Origin of the sequence: Streptomyces broussonetiae (assembly GCF_009796285.1) — a bacterium.
In the GTDB taxonomy this organism is placed as follows: domain Bacteria; phylum Actinomycetota; class Actinomycetes; order Streptomycetales; family Streptomycetaceae; genus Streptomyces; species Streptomyces broussonetiae.
Window position 1 is genome coordinate 1,756,903 of sequence record NZ_CP047020.1, and the last position, 23,899, is coordinate 1,780,801.

The following is a 23,899-nucleotide window of genomic DNA, read 5'->3' on the forward strand; positions in this document are numbered from 1 at the left end:
CTCCAGCGCCCGCCGCGGGCGAGTCTGCGTCATGCGCCGTCGGATGTGACGGATGGTTGCTGTCGGGGCCGGCCTCGGATCCGATGCCCCGTTGCCTGAAAGGAGTTCCTCCATGGTGCATGAGCCGATCCTGGTGCTTGCCGCGACGGGCGGGCAGGGCGGTGCCGTGACCGAAGCACTGCTCGCCCGCGGGGCCCGGATCAGGGCACTGGTCCGCGACCCCGGCCGCGGTGCCGCGCGGCAGCTGGCCGAGCGGGGTGCCGAGGTGGTGGCGGGTTCCCTGAGCGATCCGGGGTCGCTCGCCGCGGCCATGAAGGGGGTGGCCGGTGTCTTCGCGTTCACCACGCCCTTCGAGGCCGGTGTCGAGGCGGAGGTGGAACAGGGGCGGGCCATCCTCGCCGCCGCGGCCCGGGAACGCGTCCCGCATCTCGTGTTCAGCTCGGTCGCCGGGGCCGACCAGGACAGCGGCGTACCGCATTTCGAGAGCAAGGCACGCATCGAGGCGGAACTGACCGCCGGCGATGTGCCGTACACGATCCTCGGGCCGACGTACTTCTTCGACAACGCGCTCGGCGGGGCGGAGCGCATCCTGGACGGCGTGCTCGATCTTCCGCTGCCGCCCGACCGGCCGTTGCAGCAGCTCGCCCGGCCCGACCTCGGCGCGTTCGCGGCACAAGTGCTGCTCGATCCCGCTCCGTACGTCGGGCGGCGCATCGAACTGGCCGGGGACGCGCCCACGCCCACGCAGATGGCGGAGGCACTCGGCGCGGCGCTGGGACGGGAGGTCCGCCATGAATACGTCCCGCTGACGGCCATCGGCAATCCGGACATGCACGCGATGTGGACGTTCCTGAACGGACCCGGCTACCGCGTCGACATCCCCGCCCTCCATGCCGCCCACCCGGAGATCCACTGGACCGGCTTCGCCGACTGGGCGAGCCGCGCCTGGGCCACCGGGAGCTGAACCCACCCTCCGTCCTGCGGCCGGCTCTGCGGGCAGCGCGCACCCGCACGCCCGTCCGAGCCGCCGCCGGATCTCACGCGTTCACACGATGTGGCGAACTCACCCCCACTGGCACTGTGTGTCCGGAAAACGCACTGGCCGAAGGGCGGAGATCATGTCGCCGGATTCATCACTCCTGGAACCCGGGTCCTCGGGCACCCTCTACACCACGGACGCGGTGCCCGGCCACCGACGGCGGACGTACTGGCGCGAGGCCCTGTCCCAGACGTTCGGCTCCGTGGACATGGGCGTTCCCGACGAGATCGACCGCGGCACGATCCGTACGTCACTGCTGGGCCCGATGCAGGCCGTGACGGTGGACGGCGACCCGCTGCGGGCGCTGCGCACACGGCGGCTCATCGCGGGGAGCGACAACGACGACTACGTGGTCGTGAAGCTGCTGAGCAGGGGCGTGGCCCGAGTCGAGCAGGATACGCGTGACGCCTTCGTACGGCCCGGACAGCTCTTCGTCTACGACATGGCGCGGCCGATCCGGATGACCATCCCCGAGCCCTTTCAGTCGAAGTCCCTCGTGCTGCCGCGCAAGGTGCTGGGTCTGAGCGAGTCGGAGCTGAGGCACATCACGGCGTCTCCCCTCGACTCCGGGACACCGCTCGGCGCGCTGCTGTCGCCGTTCCTGTCCCGGCTCGTGGACACTGCGCAAACGTATCCGCAGCGCACGGCCGAGTCGATCGCCCGCAACGTCGTGGATCTGCTCAAGACCCTGACCGACGAGCGACTGGGCAGGGCGACCGAGGACACGCAGGACGCCGCGCGGGTGTCGCTGCTGCGGATCCGGGCGTACATCGACTGGCACCTCGCCGATCCCGACCTGGCCCCGGAGACCATCGCCCGGGCCCACCACATCTCCGTGCGCTATCTGCACAAGCTGTTCCAGCTCGAGGACATCACGGTCAGCCGGTGGATCCAGCAGCGCCGGCTGGAGCAGTGCCGGCGTGAGCTGGCCCGCCCGGGGTCGGCGGGGCTGACCATCGCCGCGGTGGCGCACCGCTGGGGATTCACCAGTGCCTCCCACTTCAGCCGGGTCTTCCGGGCGGCCTACGGGGTGTCCCCCGCCGAGTGGCGCAGCGCCGCCGTGCAAGGGCCTCGACTGTCGGCCCCGGGCCATGCGCCCCAGCTGTCGCATGTGCGCTGAGCTGCCGCTTTTGCCATAGTGGACCTCCTGAGTGCCGGTGTCGCCGGTGCGTGCGGAGGGGAAGGTCACGGTGGCGGGGTCGAGCGGATCGCTGTCCCGAAGCGGTCTGCGCGGCCGGGAGGCCGAGTTGGAGGAGTTGCGGGCGCTGATCGACTCGGTGGCCCGTACCGGAAGCGGCGCCCTGGCTCTCGTCCGGGGCGAGCCGGGAATCGGCAAGACCACGCTGCTCACCGAAGCCGTCGCCCGGGCCGAGGCGGCGGGATTCTCCGTCGGGGTCGGCAAGGCCGACGAACTGCATCACATCGTGCCGCTCTCGTCGCTCGCGACCTGCCTCCTGCACAGCGATCGGCCGCTGCTGTCCGGCGACGCGCTGGCCGGTCTCGCACACGGGCACGATCAGCGGATCCGGCTGGTGGAGCGCTTGGCGGAGGCGATCGAGGAGAGAGCCGGCAGCATGCCGGTGCTGATCGCTCTGGACGACGTGCAGTGGGCCGACGCGCTGAGCCGGTTCGCGCTGCAGCAGCTTCCGCGACGTCTGCGGACCTCGCCGGTGCTGTGGCTGCTGACGGGGCGGCGGGGCGTCGGCGGGGCCGCCGAGGAGATCGTCGCGGCCGTGCGGGACGAACTCCCGGCGCGCACCCTGGCCCTGGGGCCGCTGTCCGGCTCGGCCATCGGGCAGCTCGCCGACGACGCCCTGGGCCCGGGCGTGGACCAGCGTGTGCGTGAGCTGCTCGAAGGAGCCGGCGGGAACCCGTTCCTGGCGGTCGAGATGCTCGCCGGGCTGTCGGCCTCCGAGGCCTCGGGAGAGCCCGTACCCCCCGGGCTGGTGTCAGGAGTGCGCGGCCGGCTCACCTCCCTGCAGCCCGCCACTTTGCGCTTCCTGCAGATGGGAGCGGTGCTCGGGCGCAGGTTCGCCTTCCACGACGCCGCCGCGCTGTGCGGCGGCCCGACCGCCCCGCTGATCGCGGCGCTCGACGAGGCGGTGCGCGCCGGACTCCTGGACGACGACGGCGACCAACTGGTCTTCCGGCACGATCTGCTGCGCCAGGCGGTCTACGTGGACGTCCCGCCCTCGGCCCGCAAGGCGCTGCACCGTGAGGCCGCGGGCCATCTCGTCGCCGCGGGCCACCGGCCGATCGACGCGGTGTCGCACATCCTGCGGGGCGCCCTGCCCGGAGACGAGGAGGCGGTGCGGCTGCTCAGGCGCGCCGCCGACGACGTACTGCCGGTGACGCCGGGGCTCGCGGCCGACCTGATGACACGCGCCCTGGACCTGGTGCCCACCGCGCGGCCGTCGTGGTTCGCCGTGGGTGAGCAGGCGATCGTCTGTCTGACCCGGGCCGGCCGGAATCGTGAGGCGCTGTCGACCGGCGACCGGCTGCTGGAGTGCCGGCCGCCCGTGGAGACGTTCGGCCGACTGCAGGCCACCCTCGGCGGGACGCTGTGGAACCTGGACCTCGCCGAGGAGCTGCGCCGCCGGACCGAGACGGCCCTCGGCGTCGGCGGTGCCACCCCGGAGGTCGAGGCCCGGCTGGGCGCCCTGCGGGCACTGGCCCTGTCCCGGGGCCACGATCTGCGCGCGGCACGTGAGACGGGCGAGAGCGCGCTGCATGCCGCGATCGCGATCGGGGACCGGGACGCCCACGTGCAAGCCCTGTTCGCGCTCGGTGAGATCGCGCTCAACGCGGGTGAGAACGCCGTCGCCCTGGAGCGGTTCACCGCACTCGGTGCCGTGGACTCCGCCTACTTTCCCGAGGAGATCGTCGCCTATCAGCACATGGACGACTTCGAGTCCGGCGAGCGGCTGCTGCTGAAGGCGGCGCGGCGCTCCGGCGGGCTCCGCGAGGCCATGCTGCTGTGGGCCCAGGGGCAGCAGCACCTCGCGCTGGGCAGGCTCGACGACGCCGACGCCGACCTCGTGACGATGGAGCGCCTGGAGGACGACGTACAGGTGCCCGTCCAGCAGGTGAACGCTCGCGTGATCCGGTCCTGGACCGCCCTGCTGCGCGGCGAGGAGGAGGCGGCACGGCAGCACCTGGCCGCCGCGCGGGAGAGGCTGGCGGCCAAACCGAACCCCGGCAACACGGCCGCGGTGCGGTTCCTGGAGGCGCTGCACGCCGACGCCGACGGGGACTTCGTGCTGGCCGTCGACAGGATGCGTCAGGTTCAGGAGGAAGGTCCCCTCCTGCGCTGGCGGCTGTTGCGCTGCTGGGTCGACGCCGCGATACGCATGGCCCTGCGCGGAGCGGACCACGCTCTGGCGCGGGACCTCGCCGCACAGGCCGAGGCCCACGCCGCACGCAACCCGGCGGTGCCCACGGCGGCCGGTCTCGCGGCGCACGCCCAGGGGCTCGTGCGGGGCGACCTCGCCCTGCTGGAACGCTCCGTCGCCCTGCTCGGGGCAGGCCCCCGCCCGCTGGTGCTGGCCTCGGTCTGCGCCGACTTCGGGCAGGCGCTGCTGGCGGCGGGCGACCGCCCCCGGGCGGTGGCCGCCCTGACCCGGGCCCGTACCACGTTCACCGCGGCGGGCGCGCACGCCGCCGCGGCACGCGTGGAGCGCAAGCTGAAGGGGCCGGCTCGCGACGGCCGCCGGGCGGTGAGCGATCCACGTCCCGTCCAGGGCTGGGAGGCCCTGACGGCCTCGGAGGAAAAGGTCGCGCGCCTCGTCGCCGAGGGCCACAGCAACCGGGCGGCCGCTGAGCTGCTCGTCGTCTCTCCGCACACCGTCAACACACACCTGACCGCCGTCTTCCGCAAGCTGTCGGTCAACTCTCGGGTGCAGCTCGCCAATCTGGTCCGTTCGTTGCCCGACAGCTGAGCGCACGGTTGGTACGTTCACGCGATGCCGGGGCGGGCCGGGTGCGGTTGGCTGGGAAGCCCACCCGCGCGGAGGCCGCCGACGTGCACGAACCCACCCCCGAACCGCCCGCCGTCGTCCTCGTGCACGGGGCGTTCTCCGACGCCTCGTGCTGGGCGGGGGTCGTCGGTCTCCTGCACGCCGACGGGCTGACGGTGCGCGCCCCGGCGAACCCGCTGCGCGGCCTGGCGTACGACGCCGCCTGTCTCAGGAGCGTGCTGCGCCGGATCGACGTCCCGGTCGTGCTGGTCGGCCACGGCTACGGCGGCGCGGTCGTCACCGAGGCGGCCACCGACGCCGACAACGTCGTCGCCCTGTGTTACGTCGCGGCGTTCGGCCTCGACGCCGGGGAGTGCCTCCTGGACATCACGAGCCGCTTCTCCCCCACGCCGGCCGCGGACGCGCTGTTCAGCGCCGCCGTGCCCGCGCCGTTTCCCGCGGACGCGGACAGTGAGCTGTACATCCGCAGGGAACGCTATCTTCATGTGTATGCCGCCGATCTGCCACCACACGTCACCAGTGTGCTGTCCGTGACACAACGCCCGATCGCCCGGTGCGCGTTGACCGGCAGATCGGGCCCGCCCGCCTGGGCGGCCAAACCGTCCTGGTACGCCGTCGCCACCGCCGACCACGTGCTCGACCCCACTGCCCAGCGCTTCATGGCGATGCGCATGGCGGCCACCGCCCGCTTAGTCGACGCTTCGCACGCCGTGCCGCTCTCCCAGCCCGATGCCGTAGCCGCGGTGATCCGTGAGGCCGCCGCCTGGGCGAGTACCGGGCGCGGCTCCTGCCACGGGCCTCGACACCCCTTCCGAGCAGGCACATGAGATAAAATCCGCGCTCGTCACTCGGAAGGCAACACCATGATCAATGCGGCTGGACCATCGGCGCGGCGGATATCCACCCTCCTCGCAGCCGTCGCCCTCGTCCTGACCGCCTCCGGGTGCGCGGGCGGCCCCGGAACCGAGCGGGCCGCGGACAAGGTCACCTCCATCACCGCTCTCGACTACTACACCGACGCCTCCGAACACGCCCAGTGGAGCGAGCGGCTCGACGCCTGCGGCAAGGCGGTCGGCGTCACGGTCGAACAGCACAGCGTCCCGGGGGCGTCGCTCGTCCCGAAGGTGTTGCAACAGGCGTCGTCGCGGACCCTTCCCGACCTGTTGATGCTGGACAACCCCGATCTGCAGCAGATCGCGCAGACCGGCGCGCTGACCCCGCTGAACCGGTACGGCATCCACTCCGGCGGATTCGCGCAGGGCATCCTGTCAGCGGGCACCTACCGGGGCAAGGTGTACGGACTGGCACCCACGGTGAGCACGATCGCCCTCTTCTACAACAAGGACATGCTGTCCAAGGCCGGTGTCGCCGTGCCACGGACCTGGGACGAGCTGAAGGCGGCCGCGGCCAGGCTGACCCGCCCGGGGCGCTACGGCATGGCGGTGGACGCGAACGCCACCTTCGAGGGCACCTGGCAGTTCCTGCCCTTCCTGTGGTCCAACGGCGGGGACGAGAGGCATCTGGACACGCCGCAGGCCGCGCAGGCGCTCCAGCTCTGGGTCGACCTGGTCAGGAGTAGATCCATGTCCAGGTCGGTCCTGAACTGGACACAGGCCGACGTGCACGACCAGTTCGTGGCCGGGCGGACGGCCATGATGGTCAACGGGCCCTGGCGGATATCCGAGATGAACAAACTCAGGAACCTGCACTGGGGCGTGGCCCCCATCCCCGTCCGCCAGTTGGGGCAGACCCTGGTCACACCGCTCGGCGGTGAGGTGTGGACGGTCCCGCAGAACGCTTCGAAGGCCCGGCAGGCGAAGGCGGCCCAGGTCGTGGCCTGTCTCAACGGCTCCGCCCACATGCTCGCCCTGGCCAGGCAGAACTTCACCGTGCCCTCCCGCACGGCGGTGGCGTCCCGCTTTGCCGAGCAGGTCCCCTCGATGGCGGCCTTCGTCGCAAGCGTCGAGCGGGCCCGCGCCCGTACCGGCGAACTCGGCGTCAGGTGGCCCAAGGCGGCAACCGGCATCTACACGGCCGTCCAGGCCGCGTTGACGGGCGAGCAGACACCGCGGGAAGCACTCGGGCATGCGCAGCGGATCGCGACGGCTTCCTGACCGGATCGCCCGGTGGGGGTTCCTCGCCCCCGCCCTGGCCTACCTGCTGCTCTTCTTCGGCTACCCGATCGCCGAGAACATCGCGATGAGCCTCCAGCGGTACACGGCCACGACGTTCTACACCGGTGCCGCGCCGTTCGTGGGGCTGCGGAACTACGCGGACGTCGTGTCGTCGGACCAGTTCCCCAGGCTCCTGCTGACCACGGCCCTGTTCACCGTCGGTTCGCTCGCCGGGCAGTTCGTGCTCGGACTGGCCCTCGCCCTGTTCTTCCACCGCCGGTTCCCGCTCGGCGGCGTGCTGCGCTCGCTCCTGCTGCTGCCCTGGCTGCTGCCGCTGGTCGTCTCCGGGACGACCTGGCGGTGGATGCTGGACACCGACACGGGGGTGGTGAACCGTGCGCTGCGCGACCTGCACCTGCTGCCGGCCGGAGTCCCCTGGCTGACCGGCACGTCACAGGCGCTCGTGTCGGTGATCCTCGTCAACGTCTGGGTGGGCATCCCCTTCAACACCGCCGTCCTGTACGGCGGACTCCAGGACATCCCGGCCCAGCTGTACGAGGCGGCGCGGCTGGACGGGGCCGGGCGGCTGGCGTCGTTCCGCCACATCACCTGGCCGCTGCTGCGGCCCGTGGCCGGCGTCGTGCTGGTGCTGGGCGTGGTCTACACGGCCAAGGTGGTGGACATCATCCTCGTCGTGACGGGCGGGGGTCCGGCCGACGCCACGCAGACCCTCGCCACGGGGTCCTACCAGCTGTCCTTCCAGCAGTTCGAGTTCGGGCGCGGCGCCGCCCTCGGCAACGTCCTCGTCGTGCTCTCGCTCGCCTTCGCCCTCGTCCACCTGCGCGCCAACCGCCGCGCCCTGAACGCCTGAGGGGAGGCGGCGTCCGTGAAGCGCGCACCCGCACGGGGTTGGCTGTCCACGCTCGCAGGGGTCGTCCTGCTCGCGCTCATGCTGTCCCCGGTGTACTGGATGGTGAACGTCTCCCTGCAGCCGGCGGGCAACGCCCTGCGGGCCGGCTGGTTTCCCGTCCACCCGGATTTCGGCGGCTACGCAACCGCACTGCGTGAGCAGGGACGCAGCCTCGTCACCAGCCTGGTCGTGGCTCTCGGCAGCGCGGTGCTCAGCTGCGCGCTCGCGGCTCCGGCGTCCTATGCCCTGGCCCACCTCCGCCTCCGCGGAAGCACCTTCGTGCTCTTCGGTGTCCTGGTCACCCAGGCCGTGCCGGGGATCGTCGTGGCGAACGCGCTCTACGGCGCCTACAACGAACTGGGACTCCTGAACTCCTACGTCGGGCTGATCCTCGCCGACTCGACCGCCGGGGTGCCCTTCGCGATCCTCGTCCTGCACGCGTTCATGCGGGCCGTCCCCAGGGAGATCGTGGAGGCCGCGCGTGTCGACGGCGCCGGGAGGCTGCGCGTCTTCCGCTCCGTGGTGCTCCCGCTGAGCATCAACGCCCTGATCACCGCGGGCGTCTTCACCTTCCTCCTCGCCTGGAGCGACTTCCTCTTCGCCCTCACCCTGAACACCACGGACACGGTCCGGCCGGTGACGCTCGGCATCTACCAGTACCTGGGCGCTCACACGAACCGGTGGAACGCCGTCATGGCCACGGCCGTTCTGGCCTGCGTCCCGGCGGCGGTGCTGCTCGTCCTCGCTCAGCGCCGCATCGCCGCCGGGATCACCAGCGGTGCCGTCGGTTAGGAGCACGGTCGGCAGTGCCGGTCAGCGGACGGCTTCGGCCGCCTCGGTGATCACACGGGTGACCACGTCGGGGCGCGTGACCAGGGACAGATGGCCCGCCGCCACCTCGGTCGTGCGGGCATGCGCGCGCTCGGCCATCGCCCGCTGTTCGGCCGGGGGGATGACATGGTCCGCGGTGCCGACGACGGCCCAGGAGGGCAGGGTCCTCCACGCGGGTGCACCGGAGGGCTCCGACCCGGCGCTGACCGCGAAGGGCCGCTGACCCGCCGCGAGAAGCCGGGCCTTCACGGCGGGTACGCCGTTGGCGAAGCAGTCCTGGAAGCCCTTGTAGGCGCCGTTCGGTGCCCACTTGAGGTAGGCGTCGACGTCACCGGACGGCCCTGCGGGGTACGGAACCAGGTTCAGGAACGTCGACGGTTCGGCCGTGACGCACGAGCCGGGCTGGGCCGCGTTGATCTGGAACACGGTCTCGCCCTCGTCGGGGATGTAGGCGTCGTCGTACACGAGCGCCTTCACGTTGGCGCTCTTCGCGGCCGCGTTGGTGATGACCATGCCGCCGTAGGAGTGGCCGACCAGGACCACCGGGCCGGGGACTGTCTTCACGAACGAGGCCAGGGTCTCGGCGTCGTAGGACACTCCGCGCAGCGGGTTCGGCGGGGCGTAGACGGTGTAACCGGTTTGCTGGAGGCGGGCGATGACCGCGTTCCAGCTCGATGCGTCCGCCCAGGCGCCGTGCACCAGCACGATGGTGGGTTTCGTCCCGCTGCCGGTCTCGGCGGTCGCCGCGGTCGCGGGTGCGGCGGTCACCTGCGAGGTGGCGGCGAACACCATGGCGGCGGCGGCCACGACGCAGGACACGGCGAGGGCGCGCGCCCGTCTCGTTCTCGGGCGAGGCAGGGATCTCATGGGTTTCTCCTGTGAAGCAAGAGGATCGGCAAGGTGGTCGGGGGTCAGGCGCTGATGCTCCGGACGGCTTCGCGGATCAGGTCCGCGACCTCCTTGGGGTGCGCGAGCATGACGAGGTGCGAGGAGTCGACCTCGACGGTGGTCATGCCGGCCCGCTGGTAGCCGAAGCGCTCGACGTCCGGGTTGATGGTGTGGTCCGAGGACGAGACCAGCCCCCAGGACGGCTTGGTCTTCCAGGCCGCGACCGGGGCCGCCTCGGCGAAGGCCGCTCCGGCCAGGGGACGCTGGGAGACGGCGAGCGTCCTGGCGAGGCCGGGGTCCACGTCGGCGGCGAAGATGGCGGGGAACTTGTCGATGTCGACCGTCACATCGGTGCCGGGCTCGTCCGAACCCTCGACCGGGAAGGGCGCGAACACGAGCGCGGAGGCCAGGTCGGAGTCGGGGAACCGGCCCTGCAGCTCGCCCAGGCTCTCCCCCTCCTCCAGGGCGTATCCGGCCAGGTAGACCAGGGCCTGGACGTTGTCCTCGGCGCCGGCCACGGTGATGACGGCGCCGCCGTAGGAGTGCCCCACGAGGACGACGGGACCGGGGATCCGGCGGACGATCGAGGCGATGTAGGCGGCGTCGCCGAGGAGACTGCGATTGGGGACGGCCGGAGCGAGCACCTGCACTCCGTCGGCCAGCAGCTCGGGGATGACACGCGCGAAACTGGAGGCGTCGGCGAAGGCGCCGTGCACGAGGACGACGGTGGGTGCGGACGTGGTCATGGACGTTCCTTACGGGAATCGGTGGGAATCGGTGGGAATGGGGGTTCAGGCCGTACGGCGGAGCAGGTACTTGTGCTGTCCGGACAGCACGAGTTCGCCGCGCTGGTTGTGGATGGTGGCGGCCGTCACGACGACGCCGTTGTCGCCCTGGGGTTCCAGCGCGGTGACGGTGAGGGCGGGGTACAGGGTGTCCCCCGAGTGCACCTCCGCCAGGAAGGTGCAGGACAGCTCGAGGAAGCTGATGAACACCTCGCCGATGAAGTGCGGGAACAGCGTGGCCCCGGGTGCGGTGAAGGCCAGCACCTGAAGGCCGTGCACCACGGGCGCGGGGTGACCGCGCTTACGGGCCCACTCGGCGTCGTAGTGCACCGGGTGGTTGTCCGCGGAGACTGTCTGGAACGCCGCGGCATGGGCATCGGTCACGGTCCGGCTGGGCGCCCGGAAGACCTCGCCGACGCGCAGGTCCTCGAACGTGCGGGCCGGTACGACGAGGAAGTCGCCGGGGTCGAACTCGGCGGTGTTTGCGGGTGTCTGATCAGCCATCAGCCAGTGCTCTCTCTCCGTTACTTGCCGTGCTCGACGTGGACCGCGAGGACGTTGGGGTCGCTGTTCGTGAAGTAGGCGCCGCTGGCGATGTACGCCGTGCCGCCGCGTACGGCGAGCGACGTCGGGTTCTCCAGGCCGTCGGCGGCGGTCAGCACGATGCTGTGGGTGCCGTCGGACCTGACCAGGGCGACCTCGTTGTCCTTGTTGATCGCCGCCAGCAGGGAGTCGCCCGCACCGGTGAAGCCGAAGTCGTCGACGTCGACCAGTGCGGTCGCCCGGGTCTCGACGGGCCCGGCACCGCCGTGGCATGTGAGGGGGACGCGCAGCACGGTGCCCTTGTCCAGGTTGGACACCCAGACCGCACCGTTGTGGACCTTGATGCCGTTGGCGCCCAGGAATCCGGCGGGCCGCAGCTCGGGGGCGGCGGCCCACCGGGTGGGCGTGCCGCCCGCGACCGGCACCCGCCAGACGGTGCCGAGGACCGAGTCGGCGACGTACAGCAGGCCGGTGTGCCGGTCGAGGGCCAGGCCGTTGGGCAGGCCGTTCGCGGGAAGCGCGGCGATGCGCCCCGGTGTGCCCCCGGGGCGCAGGCGCCACACACCGGTCAGGTCACTGGTGCCCGTGGCGTACAGGAAGTACAGCGTCCCGTCCTGAGCGTGCAAGGAGGTTCCGGCCGCCCGGAAGACGATCTCGCGCCGGTTGTCGCGGGCGTAGCGCAGCACCGCGGCCACGTCCCCGACGTTCTCGGCGATCACCACCACCATGGGCACGAAGCGGTAGGGACTGGCGTCCGAGGCGTACTTCACGAGGTCGGACACCGAGTGGAGCACCTTGCGCTCCCCCAGCAGACGCACGAGATCGTTCCGCAGGGTGTCGGGTGTTCCGGACGCCCGGTCGTCCGGCACCCGGTCGGTGGCCGGGCCGCCGGTGGCGCGCGGTCGCAGCTTTCCCGGTTCCGGATCGAGAAGTGCCATGAGAATCTCCGTCGAAATTCAGGAAGGACACCGGCGGCCTGCGGAAGTGACGGGCCGCCACCGGAGTTTATGCATACAAGAAGCGCCCAACGGCGGTCCGGGCACTGCGGGAGCACATCCGGTGCGTCCTCGGAAAAGCGGCCCAGGCGGAAGTCGATAGGTTTTGAGCGGCTCAATGAACGGCAGCAGAATTCGACTTCCCGAGTGAGAGACCATGAGAGCAGAACTCGCCGGCATCACCCACCACACCGCCGAACTCAACGGCATCAATAGGACAAGCGGACCATGGCCCAGGACGTCATCGCGTTGATGGACCACCTCGGCCACCGGCGCATCGCGCTGGTGGGCCACGACCGCGGCGCACGCGTGGGCACCCGGTTCGCCAAGGACCACCGTGACCGGATCGACCGGTTCGCGGCCCTGGACAACATCCCCACCCGGATCGTCGCCGAGACCTACGACGTGCGGCTCGCCCGGCAGGGGTACTGGCTCTTCACGTTCCTCGGCGTGCCCGACCTACCCGAGGCACTGATCGCCGGCCGTGAGGAGATCTGGCTCACCCACTTCTACCGGAGCTGGTCGTACGACCCCGGCATGCTGACGCCCGAGGAGATCGCGGTCCATGTGCGCGCCCATCATCAGCAGCCGGGGCGGTGCGCGGGTCCTGCATGGACCACCGGGCCGCGTCCCAGGATGTCGCGCAGGACACCGAGGACGCCGACCGGCTCATCGACTGCCCGGTGCTGACCATGTGGGGGGAGGAGTTCAGCGCCGTCGGGCAGGCCTGTGACGTCCTGGAGGTCTGGAGGGGGCCGGCGCGGAACGTGCGGGGCGTGCCCATCCCCCGGTGCGGGCACCTGTGCCAGGAGGAACGCCCCGACGTCGTCGACGCGGAACTGCTGGACTTCCTCGCCGACTGGAAGGGCAGAGCCGGCAGGTCAGCGAGGCTCCACGCCGAGATCCGTGTCGACGTCATAACCGAATTCGGCCTGACCGGCCGTGGGATGCGCGATATCGGCCGCCAGGTCGAACGCCGCCCCGTCGATCGCGTCCTCGAACACGGACTCCTCGCGCTCGGCCTTAGCACGACGATGATGCTCGGTCACCTTTTCCACGATGTTCCGGATATGCGGGTGACGGTCGGCGGAATTCGACTCTTCGGCGTTCATGGTGCGCTCCTCCTTTTAAGGTATCAGCAGGTCTCGGAATCGGGAATCACATGCATCGCGGCCTCCTCGGCCGACGCGCCGGCGCCGTCCGGGCCGATGTCGGACGCGAACAGGTCGGACTCGGTGTTCTCGTGGCTGCCCTCGTCCGGCGCGACCAGGCGTCCGGCGCGCTCGTCGCCGACCTCCGGGTCGACGGGCTCACCGGCCATCCCCCACGTGTCGCCGATGCCGTCCCCCTCGGGGACACCGATGTCGGGGACCTCCTCGGCGAGACGCTCGTCCAGACTCTCCCCACGCCACCGCTCGGACGCCGTGACGCCGGTGTGCTCCACGGCCCAGGGTCGTTCCGGGGGCGAGTAGCCCTCGTCCAGGGGCTCGACACCGGCCCGGTCGTCGAGGGTGTCCAGGGCGTCCAGCAGGCCGGCGTCGTCCTGCACCTCGGACCCGTCCGGCTGGTAGACGTCGTCCCCCATCGCCCCCTCGCTCACCTGTGATCACCGTCCTGGTGCAGTTCGGCCACATAGCCGCCGGGGAACTGCACCACGGCGTTGGAGCGGCCCCCGGCGGTGTACGGGCCCCACAGCACCTGCGCGCCCGCCGCCTCGGCCTTGCGCAACGTCACGGCGAGATCATGCACCGCGTAACCGGTGGTCTCCCGCCCGAACGGGTAGGGAAGATGGCCGTCGGTGACGTTCACGACCGTGTTGCCGAACCCGGAGCGGATGGCGATTCGGCGATATCTCTCCTGGGGCAGACCGATGTCGCCGCCGTCCGCCGCCCGGCGGTCCGAGACGACACGGCCCCCGGTGAACCGCAGGTAGGAGCCCAGGAACCCGTCCACCGAGTCGGGCGTCAGGTAGACGCGGTTGTCGGGCACGGATTGAAGGGGCTTGTACGACGGCGCCGTGGTGTGCCAGTACAGCTGAGCGTTGACGCCGCCCGGGAACTGGACGACCGCGTCCCGCCCGATCGGGTCGTCGAACGGCGCCACGACCAGCTGTGCGCCGCTCTGCCGGGCCAGTCGCACGCCCTTGTCGAAGTCGCTCATGAGCCAGCCCGTCCGTTCGGCGCCGAACGGGTACGGGGCGGGCGTTCGGAAGTCGAAGACGGACAGGGTGCCGACCGGCGACATCACCAGTTCCGACTCGGTCCTGCTGGGCGTCGGCGTGACGGTCGTGAGGACCTTGGCCGTGTGCGTCCCGCCGAACGTCGCGGTCCAGGCGGCGACGAACGCGTCCACCTTGCCGGGGGTGACATAGACGTGCGTGGTGTCGTACTGGGGACCCACCGCCGTGGTCGAGGCCGGCGCGACTGCCGCCCCGTCCTGGGCCGAGGACGGCGCCCCGGATCCCACCACGCTCAGTGCCACCATGACAGCGGGCAGCACCCATGCCATCGCTCTGCGCTTCATTTCCGTTCCCTTCCGCCTGAGCCGTACACATCGAAAGCTAGGCACCGGGCGCGGGAGCGATCATGCCGACAGCGCCCCGGCTCTTGCCTTTCCGGGAACAGTGGCGGCCGGGCGTCAGGTCCCGACGTGTGCGCCGCGCCACTGCACCGGCGACATCCCGTACGTCTCGCGGAACGTCCGGCTGAAGTGGGAGGGGTTGGTGAAACCCCAGCGGGCGGCCACCGCCGCGATCGACCGGTGGGCCGCGCCGTTCTGGGCCAGCTCCTCGCGCGCCGCCTCGAGCCGTCGGGTGCGCACCCAGGCGTTGACCGTGGTGCCCTGCAGCTGGAAGATCCGGTGCAAGTAGCGCAGGGAGATGCTGTGCTGATCGGCGATGTCCTGCGGGGTGAGCCCGGGATCCTGCAGCCGGACCTGGACGGATGCGGTGATCCGGTCCCACAGCGCCGGCGCGGACCGGCTGCTGACCTGCTCCAGGGCCAGGGTGGCCAGGAGCTCCGCCGCGACGCGGGCGAGGTCGTCGCGTCGGGTCGTGCCCGCCCGGATGACCTCGTCGACGAGCCCGCGCAGCAGCGGCATCAGCAGGGCCGCCGCCCCGTCCCCGCTGTCGTCCACCACGGTCGCCGTCAGGGCGGACAGCTGCCCCTCCTCCAGCCGGAGCAGGGCGCGGGGAAGCATGAGGACCCGGGCCCGCTGCCGCTGGGGCAGCACGATCCGGTACGGGCGCCGCGCGTCGTGGAACGCCAGCCGGCCGGGCCGGAGTTCGGCGGTGCGGCCGTCCTGGAAGAGCAGCGCGGTACCGTCCAGTTGGAGACGCACCAGGATGTGGGTGCTCCGGTCGGCGGCCACCGAGCGGGCGCTGCGCAGAATCGTTCCCGGGCCGAACTCCTCGGTGGCGATCTGGAGTGCGCCCAGCCGCTCGGCGGTCAGCTCGCCCGCCCACGGGCGGCCGGTCTCCACGGCGATCTCCAGACCCACGAAGACCTGGGACAGCGCGCGTTCCCATGCGGCGACACGGTCCCTGGGTGCAAGGCTCCGAGTGGAGAAGGACACCCCCTGGCCCGGGATGGTCAGCGAAGCGGTCAGCACGGTACGTCTCCCCTCACCCGGCTCGCACGCTCCCGGTCGAGCCAGTCGGTGGGAGACAGGCCGAACGAACTGCGAAAGGCCCTGCTGAACCGGGCGGGACTGCTGAAGCCCCAGCGTCGCGCGACCTGGCCCAGGCTGACGGATCCCGGTGCCCGTGCGGCGAGTTCCCTGCGGCACTCCTCCAGGCGCAGTTCGCGGATCCACTGGCACACGGTGGTGTCCTCCGCCTCGAACAAACGGTGCAGATAGCGCACGGAGATGCCGTGGGCATCGGCGATGGCCCGCGGAGTCAGGCCGGAATCCGCCAGGTGCCAGCGGATGAAGGCCTTGATCCGCAGGAGCAGGACCCGGTCGGCACCGGGCAGTGCGTCCGGATCCTCGCCCAGTTGGTCCGCGGCCGTGGCCGCCATCAGGTCGATGACGCCCTCGGCCAGTCGCTCGGCCACCGGCGTCGCGTAGGCCTCGGAGGTGTCCGCCAGCCGTTCCAGCAACGGGGTGAGCAGGCCGGTCAGACCGCTGCTCGGGCGCACGGCCCGCGCGGTGAGCCGGCTCAGGTCTGCCTCCGACCGCCCGAGCAGGTCCCGCGGGACCGCGAAGATCTTCAACCGGAAGCGTTCCGGGAAGGCCGTGCGGAAGGGCCGGACGGTCTCGAAGAACCCGATGTCGCCGGCGCGCAACTCGGTGGTGCGGCCGTCCTGTCCGACCTGGGCCCGGCCGGTGCTCTGCAGCGCCACGAAGATGTCCCGCCCGTCGCCGCGGGCGATGAAGCGAGGCGAGCGGTGGACCCGGCCCGGATCGCATTCCACCGTGATGATCCGCAGGTCGCCGAGGTGATCGGTGCGCATGGCCGCGTCATAGGTACGGCCGTCGGTGGCGATCTCCATCCCGACCAGGGTCGCGAGCACGGCGTCGTGCCAGAAGTCCAGACTCTCGCGCGGCGGAACCGAGCGGGTGCTCAGCACCTGCGCTCGCGGACTCGTGCAGGAGGCCGTCCACCAGCTTCTCTCCCCGTGGGGGCCGATCACGGTTGGCATGGTGCGAGCATGCGGTCGTGGCGCGACACCACGCATCAGTCGGTCGACTGGTCGACCTGCCCGTTCCGCACGCTTCAGTGCAAACGGGCACTCAGAAAGGCGTAACCGGTCAGGAGAGCCGCCCGAGTGGGCGCGCTGTCGTCCAGGGCATGCAGGGCCACGAAGTCGTGGACCGTGCCGAGGAACCGTACGGCGGACGCCTCGACCCCGGCCTCGCACAGATTCCGCGCGTACTGCTCGCCCTCGTCCCGGGCCACGTCCGCCTCGGCGGTGACGATCAGTGCCGGCGGCAGCCCGACCAGGTCCTCGGTGCGTGCCCGCAGCGGGGACGCGGTGGGCTCGTCGTGCAGGGCCGGGTCCGTGACGTAGCGCGCCCAGTACGTGCGCAGCGCACGGCGGGTGAGCAGGTATCCGGTGGCGAACTGCCGTTGCGAGGGGCTGTCGCAGCGGGAGTCGGTGAGCGGGTAGTAGAGCAGCTGCGCGCTGAGCCGTGGCCCGCCACGGGACTTCGCCAGCATGGTCACGGCGGCAGCCAGCGTGGCACCGGCGCAGTCGCCCGCCACGGCCACCCGGCGCCCGTCGAGGCCGAGTTCGTCGGCTCGGGAGACCGCCCAGGTCAGCAGCTCGTAGCACTCCTCCAGCGCCACGGGGTAGCGGACCTCGGGGGTGCGGCTGTACTCGGGGACGACGGCGCACACCTGCGCGCCCCTGACGACCTCGCTGATGAGGCGGGCATGGGTCTGCGCGTCGCCCAGCGTCCACCGGCCGCCGTGCACGTACAGGAGGGTGGGCAGCGGGCCGGTCGCGCCCGCCGGGCGGACGGTCCAGAATCCGAGCAGCCCGGACGGGCCGACCGAGGCCACGCGGTAGACCGCGTCCACGTCGAAGTCCTCGAACCGGTCGACCTGGGCCTCCCGGAGCGCCTGCCGCGCCGTGTCGGGGCCGAGGTCGTCGAGGGACGGGGGCGCGGCGGCGGCGGTGACGAGCCGCCGCACCACGGGGTCGAGGACGACGGCCGCGCGGGACTCACCGCCCGGCCGGCCTCCGGGGGCTCTCCGCATCACGCACTCCCCTCTGTCTGGGCGGCGCCGCTCGTCGGCAGGTTCGTACGGAACCGCCCGGTCCCCGCCTCACCTGTCCTGGAGGAGGTCACGCAGTTGCTGGCGGCGGCTGATGCCGAGCTTCGGGTAGACGTTGTACAGGTGGGAGCCCACGGTACGTGGCGAGAGGAAGAGCTGTTCACCGATCTCACGATTCGACAGGCCGCGCGCGGCCATCAGGACGATCTGCCGTTGCTGTGCCGTCAGTTGCTCCAGCAGACCCGAGGTGTCGGGGGTGGGTGCCGCTCCGCTGGCGCGCAGTTCGCGGGCGGCGGCCGCGGCGAGGGCGCCCGCGCCGAGGCGTTCGGCGGTTTCCCGCGCGGTGGTCAGCTGCTGACGCGCCTCGCGTGTGCGGCGGCCGCGGCGCAGCCAGATGCCGTAGTTGAGGCGGACGTGGGCGCGTTCCCACGGCCACCGGTCCGCCTCGTGGTTGACCAGGGCGAGGTGGAAGTGCTGCTCGGCGTCCTCGTCCGGGTCGACCAGGGCGGTGGCATGGTGCAGGAGCAGCGTCATCCTGATGCTCGGGCGATCTCCCTGCTCTGCCCGGACGCGCGCCAGGAGGGCAACGGCCTCGGCCGTGCGGCCGGTGCGTTGGGCCGCGACCGCGAGTTCGGCGATGCTCCGCGGCGACAGGACGGGGTGCAACGGCGCGCCGTCGCCGGTGAACAACTCGCGCAGGTGTCGCCAGGCGCCGTCCCAGTCGCCGAGCGCGATGGAGGCGAGTCCCCGGGCGCGCAGCAGGCGGGCCTGGGTGGCCCGGTTCTCGTCCAGGCAGACGCCGCGCCAGATCGAGGGGGTGAGCCAGGGCTCCGGGGGGACCGTTCCGCGCAGCGCCTGCAGGGCCAGGGCCTGTGCCTGAAGATCCGCCTGGAGGCGTGGCAGGCGCAGCACCACGGTCTCGGCCGTGGCCTCCCGGACCAGGTCCTCGGCCTCGGTGAACCACCCGATGCCCACGAGGGTGTCCACGAGGGCGAGAACCGTCCAGCCGCGGAGACCGAAGGCGCGGGCGGTCCGGAGCTGGGCGTCGCTCTCGCGGAACTGTCCCAGACACACGTCCGCCTCGTCCGCGAGGTAGGCGGCCGAGAGCACCGCCATACGGCAGGCCGGCGTCTCCAGGCCGTCCAGCGGCGCACCGTGCCCACGACCGAGGCCCGTCGGCGAGCCTGTCGTGTCCTGCCGCCGGATCACCGCGGTGACCAGCGCGTCCAGAGCCTGCCGCGTGTCCGGCCGGTCCAGACGCCCCAGAGGCCCGGTCACGGTGGGCCGGGGCCGGCCGACACCGTCGGCTTCGTGGACACGCTCGGCCTCCCGGCCGTAGTCGACCTCGCAGGCGCGGTCGGCCTCCTGGCGGTCATCATCAGCCTCGCGAACACCGTCGGCCTCGCGGGCACTGACGGCCTCCCGGCCATTCTCTGCCTCGCGAGCACCGTCGGCCCCCCGGCCACCGCCGGCCTCCCGGGCGCGGTCGAGCAGCCTGGACAGGTCGGCACGGTGCTCCGGCAGTCCGGACTGGACGGTGATGCCCGCTGCCACCGCCGTCAGGGCGAGTGCGACGGGCCGGCCGACCGCCGGGAAATGCTCCGAGGCGTCGACCAGGAGGTTGAAGGCCTCCCGCTGGGCCGACTCCAGTGACAGCATCGAGGCCAGGGCACCGGCCGCCGCGCAGGCGAGTTCCGGATCCCCCGGGTCCTGCACGAACCGGCCGTACAGGTCCCTCACCCAGCCGGGATCTCCCACCGCATGCGCGGCCACGAGGGCCTCGGCCAGCCGGCGTGCGCGTTCCCGCGGCTGCGGGCTGAGCCGGGCGGCCCGCTCCAGGGCGCTCGCGGTGCCCACGACGTCCCCGTGCCGCCAGGCAGAGTCCTCGAGCGCGGCGGCCACGGACTCGTTGGTACGCAAGGTGGCGCCGGCCAGGTGACGGGCTCTGCTCTCCGGCTGCGTGACGGCCGCGGCGAGGTCCAGATGGGCCCGCTGCCGGTCACCGGCCAGGTGCCGTGAGAACGCGGCCGACCGGGCCAGCGGATGTCGGAAGACGAGCCGGTCCTCGATCAGCGAGACCAGACCGGCCGCCTCCGCCGGGGCCCACACCGCGAGGTCGTCGGTGTCCAGCGCGGCCATCAGGGCGGCGACGCTCTCCCCCGGCTCGGCGGCCGCGGCGTACAGCAGAGCCCGTCCCGTCTCGGGGGGAAGCGCGTCGAGTCGCGCCGCGAAGGCGTGTGCCGTCAGCGGGCGCCGGGCCACAGCAGCGTCGGCGCCTGCCGTTCGGGAGGCCACGGACGCACGGCGGCCCAGTTCCACCAGGGCCAACGGGCTGCCCTCGGCTTCGTCCAGGATCTCCAGCCTGCGCCGGCCGGTGGGCGCGGTCGGCTGCCGGTCCAGCAGCGCCGCGGCCGACATCGCGCTCAGCGGACCCAGGTGCACGGTCTCCAAACCGGGGGGCAGACCGGGCGGTGGCGCCTCACCGCGCGCGGTGAGCAGCAGCCTGACCGGGCGGCCGGCCAGGAGCCGGATCCCCGCGCAGAGCGCGTAGACGAAGGCGGGGTCGCAGGCGTGGATGTCGTCCACGCACACCAGTACCGGCCGGAATGTGGCGAGCCGTTCCAACAACGCCAGCAGTGCGGCCTGCACCTGTCCGTCGTCCGGCCCTTGGTGCGGCCCGCCGTCGTGGGCGCCGGGGTTCATGGCGGCGCCCAGCACCTGTCCGTGTACGGCGGGCAGGCCGGGCAACTCGTCCAGGACCGGCACCAGCAGCTGCTGCAGACAGGCGCGGACGTGCCGACGGTCCGCGGCCCAGCCCTGCGCCGACAGGACGAGCATGCCGTCGCCGGTGGCCAGTTCCCGGGCGTGGTGGAGCAAGGTCGTACGGCCGATCCCCTCCTCCCCGAGGAGCAGCAGCGCCTGGGGGCTGCCGGGCAGTCCCGTCACGCAGCGCTGGATCCGCTCGATCTCGCTGTCGCGGCCCAGTGGCCGTGACGCCGCCGTACGGCAGGACCGCCGGGCGGCTTCCTCGCCGGCCGCCGATCGGGATGGATGGACCGTCATGCACTTACTCCGGACCTGTTCGGCTGCCCACGGCGGTGGGCATGTTCCCTGGCCGAGTCAATGATCGGGGACACCCGGCCAAGCTGCTTCTGTCACATGACCGGTCCTTCCCGGGTTCCGGTGCTGAACGGTGTCGGGACCGCGAACGGCGGCCGTACGCGGCTCGTGCGCGTGCGGTCGGCCGTGGGTGACAGGATGACCGGGGCATGATCACCGGTGCTGGAGGAGACGACCATGGTGCACGTGGGTCCCGATTACCCTGCCGACCCGGGCATCCTGGGCAGATCGGTCGAGCTTTCCCGTCTCGAGGAGTTGCTCGGAGCGGTGGCCGGCACCGGTTCCCAGGTGCTGGTGCTGACCGGGGAGCCGGGAGCGGGCAAGAGCACCCTCGTCGACTGGACGGCCGAGCAGGGCAAGGCCCGCGGCCTGCGGGTGCTGCGTGTCCGGGGCAGCGAGGGCGAGGCCGGACTGGGGCTCTCGGGTGTCCATCAGCTCCTGCATCCGCTGCTTCCCGGCGACACACTGCCCGCCCAGCAACGGAAGGCTCTCGACCGCGCCTTCGGGCTGACGGCGGCGCCGGGCGAAGCGGCTCTCGACCAGCTGTCGCTGTGCATCAGCGTGCTCGCCCTCATCGGCGACGCCGCCGCACACCGGCCCCTGCTCCTGCTGGTGGACGACGCCCAGTGGCTGGACTTCGGTTCGGTGGACGTGCTGGCCTTCCTCGCCCGGCGTCTGGAGGGCAAGCCGGTGGTGATGCTGGTCGCCGCCCGGGAGGATTCCGTGCCGGCCCGCTTCGACCGGGACTTCCCCCAGGTGACCGTGGGCCCGCTGAGCCGGGCCGCGGCAGGGCTGCTGCTGAACGCCCAGCCCGCCCCGCCCCGCGGCAGGGCTCGCACCCAGATCCTCCAGCAGGCCGCCGGCAACCCGCTGGCCCTGATCGAGCTGTGCAGGGCCCTGGCCCGGGGCCGGACCGGCACGGGTCAGGAGGGCGGCGCCGCCCTGCCGCTCACCGCCCGCCTGGAGAACCTGTTCGCCGCCGACCTCCCCGGGCTGCCCGAGCCCACGCGCGAGGCACTGCTCCTGGTGGCCGCTGCGAGCACCGGGCACCTGGCCGACCTGGTGCACGCCGCCCCGTCGTCGGACGTCGTCCAGGCACTTGCCCCCGCGGAGCGCGTCGGACTGGTGCGGATCGAGGACGGCCAGGTGCTGCTCCGCCACCCGCTGGTGCGCTCGGCCATCTACCACTCGGCCTCCTTCGCCGAGCGTCGCCAGGCCCATCTCGCCCTGGCCTCCGCTCTCGCCGGGGAACCGGACCGCCGTGCGTGGCACCTGGCCGCCGCGGCGACGGGTCAGGACGCGGAGGTCGCCGACGCCCTGGCGGAGAGCGCCGAGCGCGCCCGGGCCCGGGGCGGATTCGCGGCGGCCGCATCGGCACTGGAGCGCGCCGCGCAGCTGACCCCGGCACCGGAACTGCGTGCCCGGCGCCTGCTGATGGCCGCGCAGGCCGCCATGTTCGCCGGCCATCCGCAATGGGTCGGCGAGATCAGCGGCCGGGTCGGCGACCTGACCGAGGACACCCGGTTGCGGGCGGAGGCCTCCCTCCTGGGCGGCTGGGCGCTGGGTGTGACGCTCCGTCACGAAGAGGCCTTGGCCCTGTTGTTCGCAGTAGCCGAACGCACGGCCGCTTCGGCACCGGACCTGGCACTGGGCACCCTGGCCACCGCCGCCACGTCCGTCTACAACTCCGGGACGGCGTTCCACCGGGCCGAACTGCGCCGGATCGGCGACCTGATCGACGAAACCGGCAATCCCGCCGCCCTCGCCTGGACCCGGGCGGCCGGCGACCCGCACAGTCAACGGGCCCGGCTCAGCGGGCTGTTGAAGGACGCGCTGGCCGCCATGTCGGCAGAGTCTCTGGAGGACCTCACGTCGCTCGGCGGCGCGACCTGGATCCTGGACGAGACGGAACAGGCCGTTCGCCTTCTCGGGCAGACCATGGACGTCATACGCCGCGCCGGCAGCGCGGGCACGAACGCAACCGTCTCGCAGGCGCTCGCTCTGGCCCTCTTCGAGAGCGGTTCGTGGACGGCAGCGCAGGAGGCGGCGGACGAGGCGTTCTGGATGGCGACCGAGGCGGGAGCCGACAACGTGACCCTGGGCTCCTGCATCCTCCAGGCCACCCTGCGCGCACTGCGGGGGGACCATGCGACCGCACGGACGCAGGCCATGGAAGCCGTACGGGGCGTGGACCTGCGCGGGTCCCTGAGCCTGCAGGTGAGGCACCGGCACGCCCTGGGGATGGCCGCGTTCGTCGCCGGGGACCACGCCGACGCCTACGACCAGTTGCGGGCGACCTTCACCCGCGACTTCCGCCCCGCTCCTGTGCACTACCACGCCTCCGTCTACCACCTGGGCGACCTGGCCGCCGCGGCGGTCCGCGCCGGCCGGACGGACGACGCGCGTACGGTGGTGGAGGCCGTCGAGCACAGCATGGAACCCGACCGGTCACCGCGGCTGGCCGCCGTTCTGCACCGGGCCGCCGCCCTGCTGAGCGACGCCGAGGACGCCGAGGCGCATTTCCGTGCCGCGCTCACCGACGCCGCCGCCGACTGCTGGCCCTTCGAGAAGGCGCTCGCCCAACTGGACTTCGGCGAGTGGCTGCGCCGGCACCGCCGCAGCGCCGAGGCACGCCCGCACCTCAACGCGGCGCTGGAGTGCTTCCAGCGGCTCGACGCCCGGCCCTGGACCGATCGCACGGCCGCGGAGCTGCGGGCCGCGGGAGCCCCGACGGCAGCGACGACGGCCGCGAGTGCGGCGGACGTACTGACCGCGCAGGAACGGCAGATCGCCGAACTGGCCGCCCAGGGCCTGACCAACCGCGACATCGCGGCCCGTCTGTACCTCTCACCCCGCACCGTCGGCTACCACCTGCACAAGATCTTCCCCAAGCTGGGTGTCCGCGTCAGGGCCCAACTCCGCGACGCCCTCTCGCAGGATCCGCCGCAGTGATCCGGTCACGGCCTCACCCCGGC

Annotated in this window: 20 protein-coding genes; 9 read left to right on the forward strand and 11 right to left on the reverse strand. The window is 72.2% G+C overall.

Translation table 11 applies throughout. The annotated features are described in order from the left end of the window. Positions 1-112 precede the first annotated feature (112 nt). The 7 genes from GQF42_RS08275 (at position 113) to GQF42_RS08305 (ending at position 8,832) form a co-directional block, all read left to right on the forward strand. Complete coding sequence (locus tag GQF42_RS08275) at positions 113-964, forward strand: NmrA/HSCARG family protein (RefSeq protein WP_158918996.1); 852 nt, start codon at positions 113-115, stop codon at positions 962-964. A gap of 154 nt (positions 965-1,118) precedes the next feature. Then, positions 1,119-2,159: a helix-turn-helix domain-containing protein gene (locus GQF42_RS08280; RefSeq protein WP_158918997.1), complete on the forward strand. Its 1,041-nt coding sequence runs from the start codon at positions 1,119-1,121 to the stop codon at positions 2,157-2,159. A gap of 46 nt (positions 2,160-2,205) precedes the next feature. Next, complete coding sequence (locus tag GQF42_RS08285) at positions 2,206-4,977, forward strand: helix-turn-helix transcriptional regulator (protein ID WP_325100316.1); 2,772 nt, start codon at positions 2,206-2,208, stop codon at positions 4,975-4,977. An 83-nt stretch (positions 4,978-5,060) separates the two neighbouring features. Continuing rightward, complete coding sequence (locus tag GQF42_RS08290) at positions 5,061-5,843, forward strand: alpha/beta fold hydrolase (RefSeq protein ID WP_158918998.1); 783 nt, start codon at positions 5,061-5,063, stop codon at positions 5,841-5,843. A 36-nt stretch (positions 5,844-5,879) separates the two neighbouring features. Next, complete coding sequence (locus GQF42_RS08295; RefSeq protein ID WP_233273296.1) at positions 5,880-7,130, forward strand: sugar ABC transporter substrate-binding protein; 1,251 nt, start codon at positions 5,880-5,882, stop codon at positions 7,128-7,130. Continuing rightward, entirely contained in the window at positions 7,102-8,001 is a 900-nt protein-coding gene (locus tag GQF42_RS08300; protein WP_158918999.1) for a carbohydrate ABC transporter permease, read from the forward strand. Before GQF42_RS08295 ends, GQF42_RS08300 begins: the two co-directional genes overlap by 29 nt. Positions 8,002-8,016: 15 nt before the next feature. Then, entirely contained in the window at positions 8,017-8,832 is an 816-nt protein-coding gene (locus GQF42_RS08305; protein ID WP_158919000.1) for a carbohydrate ABC transporter permease, read from the forward strand. A 21-nt stretch (positions 8,833-8,853) separates the two neighbouring features. Here GQF42_RS08305 and GQF42_RS08310 read toward each other — a convergent pair whose 3' ends face one another. Genes GQF42_RS08310 through GQF42_RS08325 form a run of 4 tightly spaced genes read right to left on the reverse strand, consistent with a single transcriptional unit; the run spans position 8,854 to position 12,025 of the window. Next, positions 8,854-9,738 carry an alpha/beta fold hydrolase gene (locus GQF42_RS08310; protein ID WP_158919001.1) on the reverse strand — a complete coding sequence of 295 codons (885 nt, stop codon included), beginning with the start codon at positions 9,736-9,738 and terminating at the stop codon, positions 8,854-8,856. Between the two features lie 44 nt (positions 9,739-9,782). Continuing rightward, entirely contained in the window at positions 9,783-10,505 is a 723-nt protein-coding gene (locus GQF42_RS08315; RefSeq protein WP_158919002.1) for an alpha/beta fold hydrolase, read from the reverse strand. Positions 10,506-10,550: 45 nt separating this feature from the next. Next, a complete protein-coding gene (locus GQF42_RS08320) occupies positions 10,551-11,048 on the reverse strand; it encodes a MaoC family dehydratase (RefSeq protein ID WP_158919003.1) in 498 nt (165 codons plus the stop codon). 20 nt (positions 11,049-11,068) lie between these two features. Then, on the reverse strand, positions 11,069-12,025 hold the full coding sequence (locus GQF42_RS08325) for a hypothetical protein (protein ID WP_233273297.1): 957 nt from the start codon (positions 12,023-12,025) through the stop codon (positions 11,069-11,071). Between the two features lie 285 nt (positions 12,026-12,310). Here GQF42_RS08325 and GQF42_RS08330 point away from each other — a divergent pair, with 285 nt between their 5' ends. Next, a complete protein-coding gene (locus GQF42_RS08330; protein ID WP_233273298.1) occupies positions 12,311-12,772 on the forward strand; it encodes an alpha/beta fold hydrolase in 462 nt (153 codons plus the stop codon). A 191-nt stretch (positions 12,773-12,963) separates the two neighbouring features. On the opposite strand, the gene GQF42_RS08335 is transcribed toward GQF42_RS08330, so the two are convergent. From GQF42_RS08335 to GQF42_RS08365, 7 genes are all read right to left on the reverse strand, one after another. Beyond that, a complete protein-coding gene (locus tag GQF42_RS08335) occupies positions 12,964-13,194 on the reverse strand; it encodes a hypothetical protein (protein ID WP_158919004.1) in 231 nt (76 codons plus the stop codon). A gap of 23 nt (positions 13,195-13,217) precedes the next feature. Then, positions 13,218-13,667, reverse strand: a complete 450-nt coding sequence (locus GQF42_RS08340; RefSeq protein WP_199273037.1) for a DUF5709 domain-containing protein — start codon at positions 13,665-13,667, stop codon at positions 13,218-13,220. Positions 13,668-13,678: 11 nt separating this feature from the next. Then, a complete protein-coding gene (locus tag GQF42_RS08345) occupies positions 13,679-14,605 on the reverse strand; it encodes a glyoxalase (protein ID WP_158919006.1) in 927 nt (308 codons plus the stop codon). A gap of 114 nt (positions 14,606-14,719) precedes the next feature. Next, the gene (locus GQF42_RS08350) at positions 14,720-15,691 is read right to left on the reverse strand and encodes a helix-turn-helix domain-containing protein (RefSeq protein WP_233273299.1); all 972 of its coding nucleotides are present in this window, start codon (positions 15,689-15,691) and stop codon (positions 14,720-14,722) included. Beyond that, positions 15,685-16,725, reverse strand: coding sequence for a helix-turn-helix domain-containing protein (locus GQF42_RS08355; protein WP_158919007.1), 1,041 nt, complete (start codon positions 16,723-16,725; stop codon positions 15,685-15,687). Before GQF42_RS08355 ends, GQF42_RS08350 begins: the two co-directional genes overlap by 7 nt. Before the next feature lie 74 nt (positions 16,726-16,799). After that, positions 16,800-17,786 (reverse strand): alpha/beta hydrolase, encoded by a 987-nt coding sequence (locus tag GQF42_RS08360; RefSeq protein WP_158919008.1) that lies wholly within the window; start codon positions 17,784-17,786, stop codon positions 16,800-16,802. A gap of 69 nt (positions 17,787-17,855) precedes the next feature. Next, complete coding sequence (locus tag GQF42_RS08365; protein ID WP_158919009.1) at positions 17,856-20,867, reverse strand: helix-turn-helix transcriptional regulator; 3,012 nt, start codon at positions 20,865-20,867, stop codon at positions 17,856-17,858. A gap of 234 nt (positions 20,868-21,101) precedes the next feature. Here GQF42_RS08365 and GQF42_RS08370 point away from each other — a divergent pair, with 234 nt between their 5' ends. Next, on the forward strand, positions 21,102-23,876 hold the full coding sequence (locus GQF42_RS08370) for an ATP-binding protein (protein WP_158919010.1): 2,775 nt from the start codon (positions 21,102-21,104) through the stop codon (positions 23,874-23,876). Positions 23,877-23,899 lie beyond the last annotated feature (23 nt).

Coding starts and splice junctions, on each gene's coding strand:
- GQF42_RS08315 (WP_158919002.1), bottom strand. CDS start 10,505: ATGACCACGTCCGCACCCACCGTCGTCCTCGTGCACGGCGCCTTCGCC.
- GQF42_RS08280 (WP_158918997.1), top strand. CDS start 1,119: ATGTCGCCGGATTCATCACTCCTGGAACCCGGGTCCTCGGGCACCCTC.
- GQF42_RS08340 (WP_199273037.1), bottom strand. CDS start 13,667: ATGGGGGACGACGTCTACCAGCCGGACGGGTCCGAGGTGCAGGACGAC.
- GQF42_RS08360 (WP_158919008.1), bottom strand. CDS start 17,786: ATGCGGAGAGCCCCCGGAGGCCGGCCGGGCGGTGAGTCCCGCGCGGCC.
- GQF42_RS08300 (WP_158918999.1), top strand. CDS start 7,102: ATGCGCAGCGGATCGCGACGGCTTCCTGACCGGATCGCCCGGTGGGGG.
- GQF42_RS08345 (WP_158919006.1), bottom strand. CDS start 14,605: ATGAAGCGCAGAGCGATGGCATGGGTGCTGCCCGCTGTCATGGTGGCA.
- GQF42_RS08295 (WP_233273296.1), top strand. CDS start 5,880: ATGATCAATGCGGCTGGACCATCGGCGCGGCGGATATCCACCCTCCTC.
- GQF42_RS08310 (WP_158919001.1), bottom strand. CDS start 9,738: ATGAGATCCCTGCCTCGCCCGAGAACGAGACGGGCGCGCGCCCTCGCC.
- GQF42_RS08320 (WP_158919003.1), bottom strand. CDS start 11,048: ATGGCTGATCAGACACCCGCAAACACCGCCGAGTTCGACCCCGGCGAC.
- GQF42_RS08335 (WP_158919004.1), bottom strand. CDS start 13,194: ATGAACGCCGAAGAGTCGAATTCCGCCGACCGTCACCCGCATATCCGG.
- GQF42_RS08365 (WP_158919009.1), bottom strand. CDS start 20,867: ATGACGGTCCATCCATCCCGATCGGCGGCCGGCGAGGAAGCCGCCCGG.
- GQF42_RS08370 (WP_158919010.1), top strand. CDS start 21,102: ATGGTGCACGTGGGTCCCGATTACCCTGCCGACCCGGGCATCCTGGGC.
- GQF42_RS08325 (WP_233273297.1), bottom strand. CDS start 12,025: ATGGCACTTCTCGATCCGGAACCGGGAAAGCTGCGACCGCGCGCCACC.
- GQF42_RS08330 (WP_233273298.1), top strand. CDS start 12,311: ATGGCCCAGGACGTCATCGCGTTGATGGACCACCTCGGCCACCGGCGC.
- GQF42_RS08275 (WP_158918996.1), top strand. CDS start 113: ATGGTGCATGAGCCGATCCTGGTGCTTGCCGCGACGGGCGGGCAGGGC.
- GQF42_RS08355 (WP_158919007.1), bottom strand. CDS start 16,725: ATGCCAACCGTGATCGGCCCCCACGGGGAGAGAAGCTGGTGGACGGCC.